This is a genomic window from Streptomyces sp. SM18 (assembly GCF_002910775.2).
Taxonomy (GTDB): Bacteria; Actinomycetota; Actinomycetes; order Streptomycetales; family Streptomycetaceae; genus Streptomyces; species Streptomyces halstedii.
On the sequence record NZ_CP029342.1, the window covers coordinates 6,901,541 to 6,915,963 of the forward strand.

Annotated in this window: 13 protein-coding genes; 9 read left to right on the forward strand and 4 right to left on the reverse strand. The window is 71.2% G+C overall.

Annotated elements, in window-relative coordinates; translation table 11 throughout:
- Positions 1–242 precede the first annotated feature (242 nt).
- The gene (locus tag B9S64_RS30700) at positions 243–1,079 is read right to left on the reverse strand and encodes a LysR family transcriptional regulator (RefSeq protein WP_103492157.1); all 837 of its coding nucleotides are present in this window, start codon (positions 1,077–1,079) and stop codon (positions 243–245) included.
- Positions 1,080–1,150: 71 nt separating this feature from the next.
- On the opposite strand from B9S64_RS30700, the gene B9S64_RS30705 reads away from it, so the two are divergent.
- A complete protein-coding gene (locus B9S64_RS30705; RefSeq protein ID WP_103492158.1) occupies positions 1,151–1,468 on the forward strand; it encodes a hypothetical protein in 318 nt (105 codons plus the stop codon).
- Complete coding sequence (locus B9S64_RS30710) at positions 1,465–2,217, forward strand: SDR family NAD(P)-dependent oxidoreductase (protein WP_103492159.1); 753 nt, start codon at positions 1,465–1,467, stop codon at positions 2,215–2,217. Before B9S64_RS30705 ends, B9S64_RS30710 begins: the two co-directional genes overlap by 4 nt.
- Before the next feature lie 326 nt (positions 2,218–2,543).
- Here the strand turns inward: B9S64_RS30710 and B9S64_RS30720 are convergent, their stop codons facing one another.
- The gene (locus B9S64_RS30720; RefSeq protein ID WP_308460765.1) at positions 2,544–4,517 is read right to left on the reverse strand and encodes a TetM/TetW/TetO/TetS family tetracycline resistance ribosomal protection protein; all 1,974 of its coding nucleotides are present in this window, start codon (positions 4,515–4,517) and stop codon (positions 2,544–2,546) included.
- Positions 4,518–5,138: 621 nt separating this feature from the next.
- A complete protein-coding gene (locus B9S64_RS30725) occupies positions 5,139–5,648 on the reverse strand; it encodes a flavodoxin family protein (RefSeq protein ID WP_103492162.1) in 510 nt (169 codons plus the stop codon).
- Positions 5,649–5,771: 123 nt separating this feature from the next.
- Here B9S64_RS30725 and B9S64_RS30730 point away from each other — a divergent pair, with 123 nt between their 5' ends.
- The gene (locus tag B9S64_RS30730; protein ID WP_103492163.1) at positions 5,772–6,428 is read left to right on the forward strand and encodes a TetR/AcrR family transcriptional regulator; all 657 of its coding nucleotides are present in this window, start codon (positions 5,772–5,774) and stop codon (positions 6,426–6,428) included.
- 241 nt (positions 6,429–6,669) lie between these two features.
- Positions 6,670–7,566, forward strand: a complete 897-nt coding sequence (locus B9S64_RS30735; protein ID WP_103492164.1) for an IclR family transcriptional regulator — start codon at positions 6,670–6,672, stop codon at positions 7,564–7,566.
- A gap of 213 nt (positions 7,567–7,779) precedes the next feature.
- Here the strand turns inward: B9S64_RS30735 and B9S64_RS30740 are convergent, their stop codons facing one another.
- On the reverse strand, positions 7,780–8,349 hold the full coding sequence (locus B9S64_RS30740; protein WP_103492165.1) for a flavin reductase family protein: 570 nt from the start codon (positions 8,347–8,349) through the stop codon (positions 7,780–7,782).
- Positions 8,350–8,657: 308 nt separating this feature from the next.
- Here B9S64_RS30740 and B9S64_RS30745 point away from each other — a divergent pair, with 308 nt between their 5' ends.
- The 5 genes from B9S64_RS30745 to dmpG all read left to right on the forward strand — a co-directional run bounded on the left by B9S64_RS30745 (position 8,658) and on the right by dmpG (position 14,423).
- Entirely contained in the window at positions 8,658–9,524 is an 867-nt protein-coding gene (locus B9S64_RS30745) for an alpha/beta fold hydrolase (protein WP_258037924.1), read from the forward strand.
- Complete coding sequence (locus B9S64_RS30750) at positions 9,521–11,197, forward strand: FAD-binding protein (protein ID WP_103492167.1); 1,677 nt, start codon at positions 9,521–9,523, stop codon at positions 11,195–11,197. The genes B9S64_RS30745 and B9S64_RS30750 overlap by 4 nt, the downstream gene beginning before the upstream one ends.
- Complete coding sequence (locus tag B9S64_RS30755) at positions 11,194–12,234, forward strand: ferredoxin--NADP reductase (protein ID WP_103492168.1); 1,041 nt, start codon at positions 11,194–11,196, stop codon at positions 12,232–12,234. The genes B9S64_RS30750 and B9S64_RS30755 overlap by 4 nt, the downstream gene beginning before the upstream one ends.
- A 192-nt stretch (positions 12,235–12,426) precedes the next feature.
- Entirely contained in the window at positions 12,427–13,335 is a 909-nt protein-coding gene (locus B9S64_RS30760; protein ID WP_103492169.1) for an acetaldehyde dehydrogenase (acetylating), read from the forward strand.
- Between the two features lie 26 nt (positions 13,336–13,361).
- Complete coding sequence (gene dmpG, locus B9S64_RS30765; RefSeq protein WP_103492170.1) at positions 13,362–14,423, forward strand: 4-hydroxy-2-oxovalerate aldolase; 1,062 nt, start codon at positions 13,362–13,364, stop codon at positions 14,421–14,423.

Below are 14,423 nucleotides of genomic sequence, written 5' to 3' on the forward strand. Positions count from 1 at the left end.
TATCGCTGAATCACCGCTCCCCGGGGTCGAAGGCCCGGCCCCGAACCAGCACAAGCAGCTCATCCGGAGTCGATACGCCGCTGGAGATCACACACAGACACCAGTGGGCTGGGTTCCTCGGGGAACTGGCGACAGTTGTATACGCGAGCCCACCAGTACCGAGGCCGGAATCGGACGAAGTCCGGACCTCACCCTTTCGCCAGGCTCACGAGAGGCTTGCCCAAGACCGGTGCTGCAACTGGTCATTTCTGTCGCAGTGATGCAGCGGCGGTGATGAGCGCGGTGACGTGGTCGCGGTGGTCGTTGTCCCGGCGGGCGATGAGGATCCGGCTCGGTCCCGCGTCGGGGACAGGGACGCACACGATGCCCGAGGGCACGGGCGTGATGAGCGAGCGGGGCAGGACGGCGACGACGCGGCCGATCCGGACCAGAGCGGTGAGTTCACTGACATCGGCGATCTCGGGACCGCTCCCGCCGCCGGGGACGCCCGGCCACCGCGGGAAGACCTCGTCGCTGAGGTCGCCCAGGGCGACACGGTCGCGTCGGGCGAGCCGGTGTTCTCCGGGGAGGACGGCCACCCGGTCCTCGACGTGGAGGGTCTCGGTGGCCAGCCCGCCAAGGTCATCGAACGGCGCGTAGAGCAGGCCCGCGTCGGCGCGCCCGTCGCGCAGATGATCGGTGCGGTCAGTGGCGCCGCTGAAGAGGATGTCGACCCGTCGTGCGCCGGGCTGTTCCGCGTAGGCGGCGAGGATTCCGGAGAGCAGGTTCGCGTCCCCTCCGGGTTTGATCACGAACCTGAGCGGTGCGTCGTCGGCGGCGCGCTGAGCGTTCTGCACGGCGACCGTCATCGCGTTCAGCGCATGCCGTCCATGCTCCAGCAGGGCCGCGCCCGCGGGTGTCAGCACGACGCTGCGGCTGGTGCGGTCAAAGAGAGTGACGCGCAGCCGGGACTCGACGCGCTTAATGGTTTTGGACAGGGCGGGCTGCGCGACGGCGAGCCTGTCGGCGGCGCGGCCGAAGTGCAGTTCCTCGGCGACGGTGACGAAGTACCGCAGCTCCCTGACCTCCAAAAGATCCATTCCTTCAGGTTATCGAATACCTGCGGAAGAGGTCTTGGACACGGCCCGGTATCCGGTGTTCATATGGAGTCATGATCCACCACACCATGTTCGTCCAGTTTACCGAACCGATTCCTGACGCCGACCTGAACCGGTACTTCGCGGACCTCGAAAAAGCCACGAAGGGTACCGGCGTGCTCCAGACGTTCGCCGCGAAGCGCCACATCCCGGTCCCCGGCGAGGAGCAGATTCCGGCGTTCATCGCCACCGCCGTCGTCCAGCTCGGCGCCGCCGACATGGAGGCGCTGGGGACCCTGTTCGCCGCGTCGGAGGTCGGCGAGGTCTTCGACACGTGGCGCACCCGCTACCCGTTCAAGGCGGCGTGGGCGAATCACGAGACGCTGACGTGAGCGACTTCACCGGCAAGGCCGGCCTGGTCACCGGGGCCGGCAGCGGGATCGGACGCGCCATCGCGTCCGGTCTCGCCCGCCGCGGCGCGGCGGTGGCAGTCCTCGACCTGGACGAGGCCGCGGCGCACGAGACCGCCGAAGAGATCACCGGGGCAGGGGGGCGTGCGATCGTCATCCGGGTCGACATCGCCGACGAGGACTCCGTCCGGTCGGCGATCGGCCGGACCGTCGCCGAGTTCGGGCGGCTGGACCTGGCGGTCAACAACGCCGGCGTCCCGTCGAGCGGCCGGCAGCTGACCGGGATGCCGGCACAGGAGTGGGAACGCGTGCTGCGGATCAACCTGACCGGCACGTTCTTCTGCCTCAAGCACGGGATTCCCGAACTGCGCCGGGCAGGAGGCGGGGCGATCGTCAACATCGCCTCCGGCGGCGGCCTGCACGCCATCCCGCTGTCTCCCGCGTACGTGGCCGGCAAGCACGGCGTCGTCGGACTGACGAAGGCTGCCGCCGTCGACTACGCCGCCGACGGCATCCGGGTCAACGCGGTCGCCCCCGGGATGACCCGCACCGCGCACCTGGACCGGGCCGCCGAGGGCACCGGGTTGATCGCCCAGCACAAGGCACTCACCCCGCTCGGCCGTCTCGCCGCCCCGGACGAGATCGCCGACGCCGCCGTCTGGCTGTGCTCGGACGAATCCTCCTACATCACCGGAACCACGCTGTCGGTCGACGGCGGACGCCGCACCTGACCGGCAGGAACAGGCAGATCGGACGTGCGGCGGATCATCGCCGGCGAGGAGCGCATCGCCACCGATGCGCTCCTGGACACCGCCCACCGCCTTGACGTCGTCCCCGGCGGGCGCACCGAGATCGGACTCATGCGCATCGTCGAGCGACCGCGACCGCGACCGGTCCGGTCCGGGCAGCGCGGCGGGCGCGGGAGGCGGACGTCGGCGGTGGTGCACATTGATTGATCCGCGCCGGCCGGACCGGCAGATCGACCGCACCGCGACGTCAACCGTGACGCCGTCGGCCCGACGACCCCGGGGGAGTGCTCAGGGCCCAGGCGTGCGTGTCAGGCGCGGCCGAACACCCGGAGCATGTACTCCGCGCGGTCCACCGGGTTGAGGTCGCTCCGCCGACGGCTCGGCACCGGTCCGACGACCGGCTGAAAGCCGTGGAACCGGGTGACCATCACTCCCTCGCCCTGGCTCAATCCAGGCAGCCGCTGCTCCAACTTCTGCACAGTACGCGCCGGAATCGTCCCCTCCACCAGGCAGTTGCGGCCCTGTCCCCGGGTCGTCTCCGGTACGGCACCGCACTCCACCAGATTCAGCAGCACGGCACCGGCGTTCTCGGCCGGTACCTCCAGTTCGAAGCGGCTGACCGGTTCGTAGACCTGGGTACCCGCCTGCTTGAGCGCGTTCATCAGCACGAGCGGGGTGAGTTTGCGGAAGTCACCCGCCGCGCTCACCGGGCTGGCGAACCCCGAGTGGGTGAGGGTCACCAGGACGTCCAGCACTTCCCATCCCGCCAGTCCCTGCTTCAGAGTGGCCCGGACGGCTTCCTCCACGGCCGTGTGGAAAGCACGTGGCAGCGAACCGAGCTCCACCGAGCGCCGGAAGACGACGCCCGAGCCCGGCGCCCCGGGCTCCACCCGAAGACCGACTGTGGCCCAGAAGACGGTCTTGCTCCGACCGTCGATCTCCTCCACCGACTCGCCGGTCCCCACCGGGCGCTCCACACAGACGACCCGGGTGTCCTCGAACACCACGTCCAGCTTGAAGTCGTCGGCCAGCGTCGCCGCGATGACCTCCTTCTGCACTTCGCCGTAGAGCGAGACCGAAATCGTCCCCTCCTGGTCGTCCTTGTGGACGTTGATGAACGGGTCCTCGTCGGCCAACCGCATGAGCGCGTCGTGGAGTTCGGGCATCTTGCCGCGCCGGGTCGGCCGGATGACGGTCTCCAGGGCCGGCGGCGCGAACCGGTGTTCCCGGCCCAGCGCATCGGCGGACCCGAGCCGGTCGCCGATCCGGACGTCCTTGAGTCCCCATACCTTGGCGATGTCCCCCGAACGGGCCCGCGCCTCCACCACGGTGGAGCCACGGTCGAACACCTCGACCACGCTGGTCCGGCCGGGCAGTTCCACGACGGCACCGTGCTGGTCGCGCCGGAACACCGACACCTTCGACCGCGACCCGAGCGACCCCCGGCGCAGCCTGACGAAAGCGACTTTCTCGCCCGCCCAGCCGCGCTCGATCTTGAACACCGTGCCCTGGAGAGTGCCCTCGTCACCCGCCCGATCGACCGGGAACAGCCGGGTGATTCCTTCCAGCAAGGCGTCGACACCGGCGCCGGCCTTCGCCGATCCGAAGAAGACCGGACAGAGGAGCGCCTGGCGTGTCTGACGGACGAGTTCCTCGGTGTAGTCGTGCGCGGCCAGGGTCGTCCCGTCGTCGAGGTAGCGGGCCAGGAACTCGTCGCCGTGGTCCGCCAGGACCTCGGCGAGTTCGGCGGCGAAATCCGGATCGTGCGGCCCGACGGTCCGGATGATGGCTTGCGCCCCGGGGCGGCCGATTCCCTCGACCGTGGTCAGGGGTACGAGAGCGTGGGCGAGCTCGGCGCGGATCTCGGCCAGCAGATCGTGGTGGCGGGCTCCCGTGCGGTCGATCTTGTTGACGAAAAGGATCACCGGCATGCGCATCTTCACCAGCGTGCGCATCAGCAATCGTGTCTGCGCCTGCACGCCCTCCACGGCGGAGAGGACGAGCACCACACCGTCGAGCACACCGAGGGCCCGTTCCACCTCGGAGATGAAGTCCGGGTGGCCGGGTGTGTCGATGAGGTTGACTTTGACACCGTCCACGGTGAAGGACACCACGGCGGACCGGATGGTGATGCCGCGTCGGCGTTCGAGTTCGTGCGAGTCGGTCTGGGTGTCCCCGCGATCGACGCTGCCGACATGGTCGATGACGCCGGAGGTGTGCAGCAGCCGCTCGGTCAGGCTGGTCTTACCGGCATCGACATGCGCCAGAATTCCGATGGTCACGCTTGTCAAGAGATGTGTCCCCTGGTTCTACGGTCTTCTTGAGGATTACCGAAGCAACACGGAACTTTCGGGGCACGTCCATCTCCTTGTGAGTCTGCTGTCCGTGGGAACCGATCCCTGACCGGGAGGCGCCTTATCGGGACTTGACGGCACATTGTCCTGCCGGTACTGGCCGATCGGCAAGGGCATTTCTCATGGAACGGTCTCCCGGACCAGGAAGGCCGGTAGGTCTCACCCGGGGAACGCGGGGCGGCCGCCTTGTACGGATCTCCCCTGGTGCCTGGCCGAGAGCCCTGATGTGTCCGGGGCCAAGGAGAGTCCGGGGGCGTATGAGGTTTCGCGGAGTTCAATGTGCTGGGTCCGTCGAGCCGTCCGCTCTCGCCCGGGTCGGGTGACGGCAGGGCCGTGACCGCGACGCACGAAGCTCCTTGTCCGTTGCGTCAATGTCAACATCCGCTACGGAGCAAGGAGCTTCGTGGCTACGTATCGTGCCACCCTCGCCCCACCTGTTGCCCTCTTTCCTCGGTGGAGGACCTCATGGAGACCCGAAGGTGTGAACGCGGCTGCCTCCGGCGGAAGCGCATCTCCTTCTGGTGGTGTCCGGCTCGCGCCGGTGCGGTGTCAGGGGTGGAGCGACGCCGCGAGCTGGGCGCCCCACTCCTCGGCGCGTGCCTCCTCGTCGGCGACCAGGGGGCCCGCCATGCCGCTCACGCGGAAGCTCTCCCCGCGCTCGGCCAGCCGGAAGCCGCGCTTCTTCAGGGCCTTGTACGCGGACTTGGAGGCGGATCCCAGGGTGAAGCGCATTTCGAGCGAGGTGTCGAACGTCACCGCGCGCAGATCCGCCCGAGGGGCGACCTGGGCGATCCACTCCTGGACGCCCCCGCCGCCCTGCTCGGTCGCGCCCTTGGCGGCGGCCTGTTCGCGGGTCCGCTCCTTGGGGAGCGCGTAGTCGTGTGTGGGCGCGCCGACCAGTAACAGGGTGATGTCCGGGTCGAGTTCGCGAGGTGCCTCGCCCGGCCGGGTCAGGGTGACGGCCTGTGGGCCCAGGGCCTTCGTGAGGCCGGACGCGATGCTCCGGGCGACGACGCGGGTGTTGCCGAAGTAGGACTCGGCGACGATCAGAACACTCATGGGCGAACCTCTTTCCTGCCGCTGTGTGGCGCCCCTGCCCAGGGCCCGAGTTTTACACCGTAAATCTCGGTGGACCGATGCTATGTTTACGCCGTAAAACCCGTCAACCCGGCAGGGGAGTCCATGGCCGTCAGCCGGGCCCGCGGGCAGCACGCAGGGCTCTCCCGGGACGCCATCCTGGAGGCCGCCGTGCGCCTGGTGGACCGGCAGGGGCTGGCGGCTCTGTCGATGCGGCAGTTGGGCGCCGAGCTCGGTGTGGAGGCGATGGCCCTCTACCACCACATCCCGAACAAGAGCGCGCTGCTGGACGGGATGGTCGAACGCGTCGTCGCCGAGGCGTCGCCGCCCGACTTCGACGGTTCCTCCTGGTCCGAAGGGCTCCGCGTCTACGCGCGCTCGCTCCTGAGGGCGCTCGAAGCCCACCCCGACCTCGTACCCCTGTTCATGTCCCGGCCCGCCATGACACCGCGCAACCTGCGGGCCATGGAAGCCATGCTGGGTGCGCTGTGCGCGGCCGGGTTCGAACCCCGGCGGGCGCTCGACGTGGTGTACTCCCTCACCGGCTTCGTCCTGGGGCACGTCGCCGTCCAGACGCGGATCGAGGAGGCCGGTCCCGGCGGCGGGGCCGACGGCGCGGCCCTGCTGTCCGGCGTCGCCGCCGACGTCCACCCGCTGCTCTCCCGGGCCGCCCGGGACGACCGGCCGTCCGGTGCGGCGTCGCGGTTCGACTTCGCCCTCGACGCGCTGCTCGCCGGGTTCGCCGCGACGCGGGGCGTCTGAACGGGTACCACGACCGCGTCGAGGGCCGCCCCCTCTGCCGCCCGCCCGTGAGTCCGCCTGCCCGCGCACGTACCGGTCCCGGATCTCCCCTGGTGCGGATGTGTGTGCGTGAGGCGGTGAGTGGGGCTGCCTCGTGGGCGGGCGGCGGAAGAGAGCCGGTGCACATGTCTTCTCCTGGTCCGTGGGGCGCTGTTACATTCCGGAAAACAAGAATTCATTTCAGTCTGTGACTGGAGGCCCCATGACGGTTGTCGATGGTGTTCCCGCCGTGCACGCGCCGGCCCGTCGAGAGTTGCCACCGTCGATGGTCGAGCGGGTGACGCTGATCATGGATGTGTTCGAGGGGCGGTCGTCCCGGCTCTCCCTGGAGGAGGTGTCCCGGTGTACGCGCCTGCCGCGCTCCACCGCGCACCGCATACTCGACCAGCTCGTACGGCTGGGCTGGCTCGAACACACCGCTCTCGGTTACGGACTCGGGCGCCGCGCCCTCGGGTTCGGCGGAGGGGACGGGGCGCACAGCAGAATCCGCGAGGCCGCCGCCGCCCGTCTGCACCAGTTGCAGATCAGGACCGGGATGGTCGTACACCTGGCCGTTCTGGACGGGGCGGAGGTCCACTACCTCGACAAGGCCGGTGGGCGCTTCGCCGCCACCGTGCCCTCGCGGGTCGGCGGCCGGGCACCGGCCCACTCGACGGCCCTGGGCAAGGCCATGCTGGCCTGGCTCGACCCGGAGGACGTGGAGACCCGGGCCGGCGGCTCCATCACCCGGCTGACCCCGCGCACCATCGCCGATCTCAGCACCTTGCACCAGGAGCTCAACCGCATCCGGCGCCGCCACGGCCTCGCCTTCGAACGCGGTGAGTGCTTTCCCGACATCGCGTGCGTCGCCACCGCGGTCCGTGGCCCCGAGGGGCCCGTCGCCGCGATCTCCCTGGTGGGTGACGCCTGGTCCCCGCTGGAGAAGGTCGCCCCGCTGGTGGTGGACGCGGCCCGGCAGGTCTCCCTCGAACTGTTCCCCGGACAGGAGGAGGGGCGGGCCCAGGCCTCGCGTCGGTCGGGCCCCGCCCCGGAGGAGACGTGGTCCGCGCAGACCATGGACCGGCTGCTCACCGTCGGCCAGTACGGGGACTGGCAGTAGACCGGGACCAGGACCGGGACTTGGCGCCCCCGTTCCGGGACCGACACCAGGCCACCCGTACGGAACCGGCACCCGGCCGCCCGTTCCGGGACCGGACCAGGCGCCACCCGTACGGGACCGGCGCCATGGCCCCCGTACGGGACCGGCATCAGGCACCGCCTCTACGAGGCGGCGGGCACGGGAAAGTGGCCCCTCGCCCCCCGCCGGCACAGCTCAGCCCCAGTGGTCGCCCCAGCCCCACGGGTCGGGGGCCGGGGCGGCCGGCGGGCGGTCCACACCGAAGCCGCCGCGGAAGAAGAGCATCGGCTCCCGGTCGCTCACCGTCTCCAGGGCGAGGACCCGGCCCAGCACCACGTCGTGGTCGCCCGCGCCGTGCACGTCGTACACGTCGGCGTGCACACGGGTCAGTACGCCCGGCAGCGACGGCGTGCCCCACCGGGACAACTCCCAGCGCAGGTCCTCGTACTTGCGGCCCTTGCCGGAGCCGAAGCGGGCGCAGAGATCCGTCTGCTCCGCGGCCAGCACGTTCACCGTGAACCGTCCCGACTCCCTGATCCTCGGCCACGCACGCCCCCGGTGATCGGCGCAGAACAGGACGAGCGCCGGGTCCAGGGAGACGGAGGCGAAGGACTGGCAGGCGAAGCCGACCGGATCGCCGTCCCGGCCGACCCCGGTCACCACGGTGACCCCGGACGCGAAGGTCCCCATGGCGCGCCGCATGTGCGGGGGCGTCGGCGCGGTCTCCTCAGCGGCCTCCGGCGCGGACAGCGACTCTGCGGTCATCGGTTTCACCTCGACGGGGACGGTGCGGTGGTCTGCCCGGGACCGGGCAGGGGCCGAAGGTAGGACACCGGCCGGCCGCCCGGGGCGCGCCGTTCCCGATGAGTGGAACGGTGCCGGGGCGCGGGGCGGCGGCCCGCAGCCGTACCCCCGCGACCGCGCCTGTCCCGGTGACCGAGACATCCGCCGCGGGGTCCGGACGGCCGTGGCTACCGTCCTGGAACCGAGCGAACGGGGCCCGGGGCCACCCCGCCGCCGGACCGCCGGACACCAGATCCACGGACCACCGAGTCCAATCGAGGGCAGGGATGATGACGGAGCTGACCCACGCCTCCACACGGCGCGAACTCCCGACCGAACAGGGCGTACTGCGCTACCACGAGGCCGGCGACGGACCTCCCCTGCTGCTGTTGCACGGATCCGGCCCCGGTGTCACGGGCTGGCGCAACTACCGTGACAACCTCGCCACGTTCGCCGCGCACTTCCGCTGTCTCGTCCTGGAGTTCCCGGGGTTCGGGGTCAGCGACCCCGCCGACGGCCACCCCATGGTCACGGCCGGCTCGGCAGTGACCCGCTTCCTGGACGGACTCGGGCTGCGCCAGGTGGACGTCATCGGCAACTCGATGGGCGGCATCGTCGGCACCCGGTTCGCGCTCGCCCACCCCGACCGGGTCCGCCGGCTGGTGACGATCGGCGGCATCGGCCGGAACCTGTTCAGCCCGGGCCCCGGCGAAGGCATCAACCTGCTCACCGAGTTCACCGACGCCCCCTCACGCGAAAAGCTGGTGCGCTGGCTGAACTCCATGGTCCACGACCGGTCCCTGGTGACCGAGGAACTGATCGAGGAGAGGTGGGAGCAGGCCACCGACCCGGACACCCTCGCCGCCGCCCGCCGGATGTACGGCAGCGAGGCCTTCGCCGCCCGTACCGCCGCCGCGGCCGCCTCCGACGAGGCACCGTACTGGGCGACGCTGCACCGCCTCCGGACGAAGACACTGCTCACCTGGGGGCGCGACGACCGGGTCAGTCCCCTCGACATGTCGATCCTGCCGATGCGGACCATCCCCGACGCGGAACTGCACGTCTTCCCCGACTGCGGGCACTGGGTGATGATCGAGCGGAAGGCCGCCTGGGAGAGCGCGGTCCTCGCCTTCCTCACCCGCCGGGACGCGGCGTGAGCGCCGGCGCCCAGGAGACCTGGGACGAGGAGTTCGACTTCGTCGTCGTCGGCAGCGGCGGTGGCGGGATGACCGCCGCGCTGACCGCGGCCGACAGCGGTCTGTCCGCCCTCGTGGTCGAGAAGGGGGCGAAGTACGGCGGCACCACCGCCATCTCCGGCGGCGGCATCTGGATCCCCAACAACCCCACCCTGCGGGCCGCGGGCCACGACGACAGCCCCGCCTCCGTCCGCCGCTACCTCGACCGGCTCACCGAGGGCCGGGTGCCGGACGCCCGGCTGGACGCGTACATCGCCCAGGGGCCGGCCGCGATGGAACTGCTCGGCCGGAGCCGGTGGATGCGGTTTTTCTGGGTCAAGGGCTACGCCGACTACCACCCCGAGTACGACGGCGGACGCCCGCTCGGCCGCTCGGTCGAGGCGCTGCCCTTCGACACCCGCAAGCTCGGCGAGGACGAGAAGTACCAGCGGCCCAACAGCCTCAAGGGCCCGCTCGGACTCTGGATCACCGCGAAGGACTACCGGGACCTCGCCATGGTCAAACGGACCTGGCGCGGACGCTGGGCCTCGGTCGTCGCCGCCTGGCGGGTCTCCTCCAACACGGTCCGCCGCCGTCACATGGCGACCGGCGGACGCGCCCTGGTGGCGCGGATGCGCATGGCGCTGAAGGACACCGGGACACCCCTGTGGCTGCGCAGCCCGATGACCGGACTCGTCGTCGGCGCCGACGGCACCGTGCGCGGCATCACCGTGGAGCGGGACGGCCGCACCGTCCGCGTCCGCGCCCGGCACGGGGTGCTCCTGGCGACCGGCGGCTTCGACCACAACCAGGAGATGCGCGAGAAGTACCTGCCGAAGGGCGGCCGGGGCAACCACAGCGCCGGGGCCGTCGAGAACGTCGGCGACGGCATCACCGCCGGTCAAGCGCTCGGCGCCGCCCTCGACTTCATGGACGACGCCTGGTGGATGCCGTCCGTGCGCCATCCCGCCGGACCGGTGATCCCGCTGGTCTCCGAGCGGTGCATCCCGCCCTCGGTGATCGTCTCCGGGGACGGCAGGCGCTTCACCAACGAGTCGTCGCCCTATGTCAACTTCGTCCATGACCAGCTCGACGGCGGCCACGTCCCGGCATGGTTCGTGATGGACGCCAAGGCCCGCGCCCGCTACCCGTTCGCGCAGGTCCTCCCCGGAATGCCGTTCCCCGAGGGCTTCTACGGGAACGGCACCGTGCACCGGGCGGACAGCATCGACGAACTCGCACGCGCCATCGGTGTCCCCGCCGACGCGCGCGGCGACACCGTACGCCGGTTCAACGGGTTCGCCCGGACCGGCACGGACACGGACTTCGGCCGCGGGGACAGCGCCTACGACCGCTACTACGGCGACCCGACCCTGAAGAACCCCAACCTCGACGTGATCGACAAGGCCCCCTACTACGCCGTACGCATCGAGGTCGGCGACCTCGGCACCAAGGGCGGCCTCGTCTGCGACGAGCACAGCCGGGTGCTGCGCGAGGACGGCTCGGTCATCGCCGGCCTGTACGCGACGGGCAACACCTCCGCCTCCGTGATGGCCGGAGAGTACGCGGGGCCGGGCGCCACCATCGGCCCCTCCATCGTCTTCGGCCACATCGCCGCCCGGCACGCCGCCGCGACCCGTACGGACCCGGCATGACGCCCCCGCTGACCGTACGAGTCGTCGAAGTGATCCGGGAGACGGACGACGCGCACTCGCTGGTCCTGGAGCCCGCCGGGGCGGACCGGGCCCGGTTCACCTACCGGCCGGGGCAGTTCCTCACCGTCCGGGTGCCCTCCGAACGCCCCGGCGGAGCCGCCCGCTGCTACTCGCTGTGCAGTTCCCCGGCGCGCGACGAGCATCTGAAGGTCACCGTCAAACGCGTCCGAGGGGGGTACGCCTCCCACTGGATCTGCGACCACGTGACCGAGGGCGACACCCTGGAAGTGCTGCGGCCCGCCGGCACGTTCACCCCCGCCTCACTGGACGGCGACTTCCTGCTCCTGGCCGCGGGCAGCGGCATCACCCCGGTGATGTCGATCCTCGTCTCCGCCCTGCACGCCGGGACCGGGGCGATCACCCTCCTCTACGCCAACCGGGACGAGCGGTCGGTGATCTTCCGCGACGAACTGGCCTCCCTGGCACAGGAGTACGCCGGACGGCTGAGCGTCGTGCACTGGCTGGAGTCGGTCCAGGACCGGCCCACCGGAGCCGGGCTGCGGGCCCTCCTGGCGCCGTACACCGAGCGGGACGCCTTCGTCTGCGGGCCCGGCCCCTTCATGGACCTCGCCACCGGCGCGCTCACCGCCCTGGGCATGCCTCCGGACCGGGTCACCGTGGAGCGCTTCACCTCGCTGACCGGCGACCCGTTCGCCGCGCGCGAGCCCGCACCGGAGCCGGGGCCCGGAACCACCGGGCCGGTCAGCACCGCCGAGGTGGAGCTGGACGGGGAGAGCCGCACCGTCGGCTGGCCACGGGACGCGCCGCTGCTCGACGCGCTGCTCGCCGCCGGGGTGGACGCCCCGTACTCCTGCCGGGAAGGCGCCTGCAGCGCCTGTGCCTGCGTGCTCACCGAGGGCGAGGTGGCCATGGAGCGCAACGAGGTGCTCGACGCCCAGGACCTCGCCGACGGCCTGATCCTCGCCTGCCAGGCGCGGCCGCTCAGCGAGCGACTGAAGGTCACCTACGACGGCTGACCGGCCCGGCCCAGCCCCTGGGAGCGGCCTGTGACGGCCGATCAGCCCCCGGGGGGTCACCCACGACGGCTACCGGCCACCTGAAGATCACCCGCGGCGGCCGGCCGGCCGCTTGAACGTCACTCACGGCGGCCGGCCCGCTCCTCTCGTACCCGTTTCCCGTACCCACTCGACCCGGATGAGGTTCGAACCGTGCCCAAGGCGACCGCCGCGATCGTCGGATCCGGCAACATCGGCACCGACCTGATGTACAAGCTCCTGCGCTCCCAGGCCATCGAGCCACGCTGGATGATCGGCATCGACGAGCAGAGCCCCGGCCTCAAGCGCGCCGCCGACCACGGCCTGCGTACGAGCGCCGACGGCGTCGAAGCCCTGCTGGCCGGCGACGAGCGGCCGGACCTGGTCTTCGAGGCCACCTCCGCCTCCGTCCACCGGGCCAACGCCCCCGCGTACGCCCGGCTCGGCATCCAGGCCATCGACCTGACGCCCGCCGCGATCGGCCCGGCCGTCGTGCCCGCCGTCAACCTCGGCGACCACCTCGACGCGCCGAACGTCTCCCTCATCACCTGCGGGGGACAGGCCACCATCCCGGTCGTGCACGCCGTCTCCCAGGTCACCGAGGTGCCCTACGCGGAGATCGTCGCCAGCGTCGCCTCACCGTCCGCGGGACCCGGAACCCGCGCCAACATCGACGAGTTCACCCGCACGACCGGCCGGGGCATCGAGACGATCGGCGGCGCCGCCAAGGGCAAGGCCATCATCATCCTCAACCCGGCCGAGCCGCCGATGCTGATGCGGGACACCGTCTTCTGCGCCGTCCCCGCCGACGTCGACCGCGACGCGGTCACGGCCTCCGTCCACGAGACCGTCGCCCGAGTGGCCGCGTACGTCCCCGGCTACCGGCTGCGCACCGAACCGCAGTTCGACGGGCCGACCGCGGTCAGCGGCGGGCTCGCCCGGGTCGCGGTGTTCATCGAGGTGGAGGGCGCCGGCGACTTCCTGCCGCCGTACTCCGGGAACCTCGACATCATGACCGCCGCCGCCACCGAGGTCGGCGAGGGCTTCGCCCGGCGGATCACCGCCCGTCGCGCGGCCGTCTGACCCCCTCACCGAGGAGTACACGAGTCATGCCCACGCCCTACAGCTCCGAGCTGGACATCCGCGTCACCGACTCGTCCCTGCGGGACGGATCGCACGCCAAGCAGCACCAGTTCACCGTCGACCACGTCACCTCCGTCGTCGCCGCCCTCGACGACGCCGGAGTCCCCGTCATCGAGGTCACCCACGGTGACGGCCTCGGCGGCTCCTCCTTCAACTACGGCTTCAGCCACACCCCGGAACAGGAACTCATCAAGGCCGCGGTGAAGACCGCGCGCCGGGCCAAGATCGCCTTCCTGATGCTGCCGGGTCTCGGCCTCCAGGACGACATCCGCGAGGCCGCCGACAACGGTGCCGCGGTCTGCCGTATCGCCACCCACTGCACCGAGGCCGACATCTCCGTCCAGCACTTCGGGCTCGCCCGCGAACTCGGCCTGGAGACCGTCGGGTTCCTCATGATGTCGCACAGCCGGCCGCCGGAGGAGCTGGCCCGGCAGGCCCGCGTCATGGCCGACGCCGGCTGCCAGTGCGTGTACGTGGTCGACTCCGCCGGTGCCCTCGTCATGGAGCAGACGAGCGACCGCGTCGCGGCACTGGTCGCCGAGCTCGGCGTCGACGCCCAGGTGGGCTTCCACGGCCACGAGAACCTGGGCCTGGGCGTCGCCAACTCCGTCCTCGCGGTCCGCGCGGGAGCCCGGCAGATCGACGGATCGACCCGGCGCTTCGGCGCGGGCGCCGGCAACACGCCCGTCGAGGGATTCGCCGCCGTCGCCGAGAAGCTCGGCCTCCGCACCGGCATCGACGTACTGAAGATCATCGACGCGGCCGAGGACGTCGTACGGCCCGTCATGGACGGCGAATGCCTCCTCGACCGGCTCTCCCTGACGATGGGGTACGCCGGTGTCTACTCCAGCTTCCTGAAGCACGCCGCCCGCCAGGCCGCCACCTACCAGGTGTCCGGCGCCGAGATCCTCATGGAGGCCGGCCGCCGCGAGCTCGTCGGCGGCCAGGAGGACCAGCTCATCGAGATCGCGGTCGCCCTCGCGGCGAGGGACCGGTCCGCCAGCACCCAGAACCCCGCCGGGAAGTGA

Bases quoted from the DNA above. Each gene is read 5' to 3' on its own strand.
- B9S64_RS30745 (WP_258037924.1), top strand. From the start codon at position 8,658: ATGACGGAGCTGACCCACGCCTCCACACGGCGCGAACTCCCGACCGAA.
- B9S64_RS30730 (WP_103492163.1), top strand. From the start codon at position 5,772: ATGGCCGTCAGCCGGGCCCGCGGGCAGCACGCAGGGCTCTCCCGGGAC.
- B9S64_RS30705 (WP_103492158.1), top strand. From the start codon at position 1,151: ATGATCCACCACACCATGTTCGTCCAGTTTACCGAACCGATTCCTGAC.
- B9S64_RS30755 (WP_103492168.1), top strand. From the start codon at position 11,194: ATGACGCCCCCGCTGACCGTACGAGTCGTCGAAGTGATCCGGGAGACG.
- B9S64_RS30700 (WP_103492157.1), bottom strand. From the start codon at position 1,079: ATGGATCTTTTGGAGGTCAGGGAGCTGCGGTACTTCGTCACCGTCGCC.
- B9S64_RS30725 (WP_103492162.1), bottom strand. From the start codon at position 5,648: ATGAGTGTTCTGATCGTCGCCGAGTCCTACTTCGGCAACACCCGCGTC.
- dmpG (WP_103492170.1), top strand. From the start codon at position 13,362: ATGCCCACGCCCTACAGCTCCGAGCTGGACATCCGCGTCACCGACTCG.
- B9S64_RS30735 (WP_103492164.1), top strand. From the start codon at position 6,670: ATGACGGTTGTCGATGGTGTTCCCGCCGTGCACGCGCCGGCCCGTCGA.
- B9S64_RS30740 (WP_103492165.1), bottom strand. From the start codon at position 8,349: ATGACCGCAGAGTCGCTGTCCGCGCCGGAGGCCGCTGAGGAGACCGCG.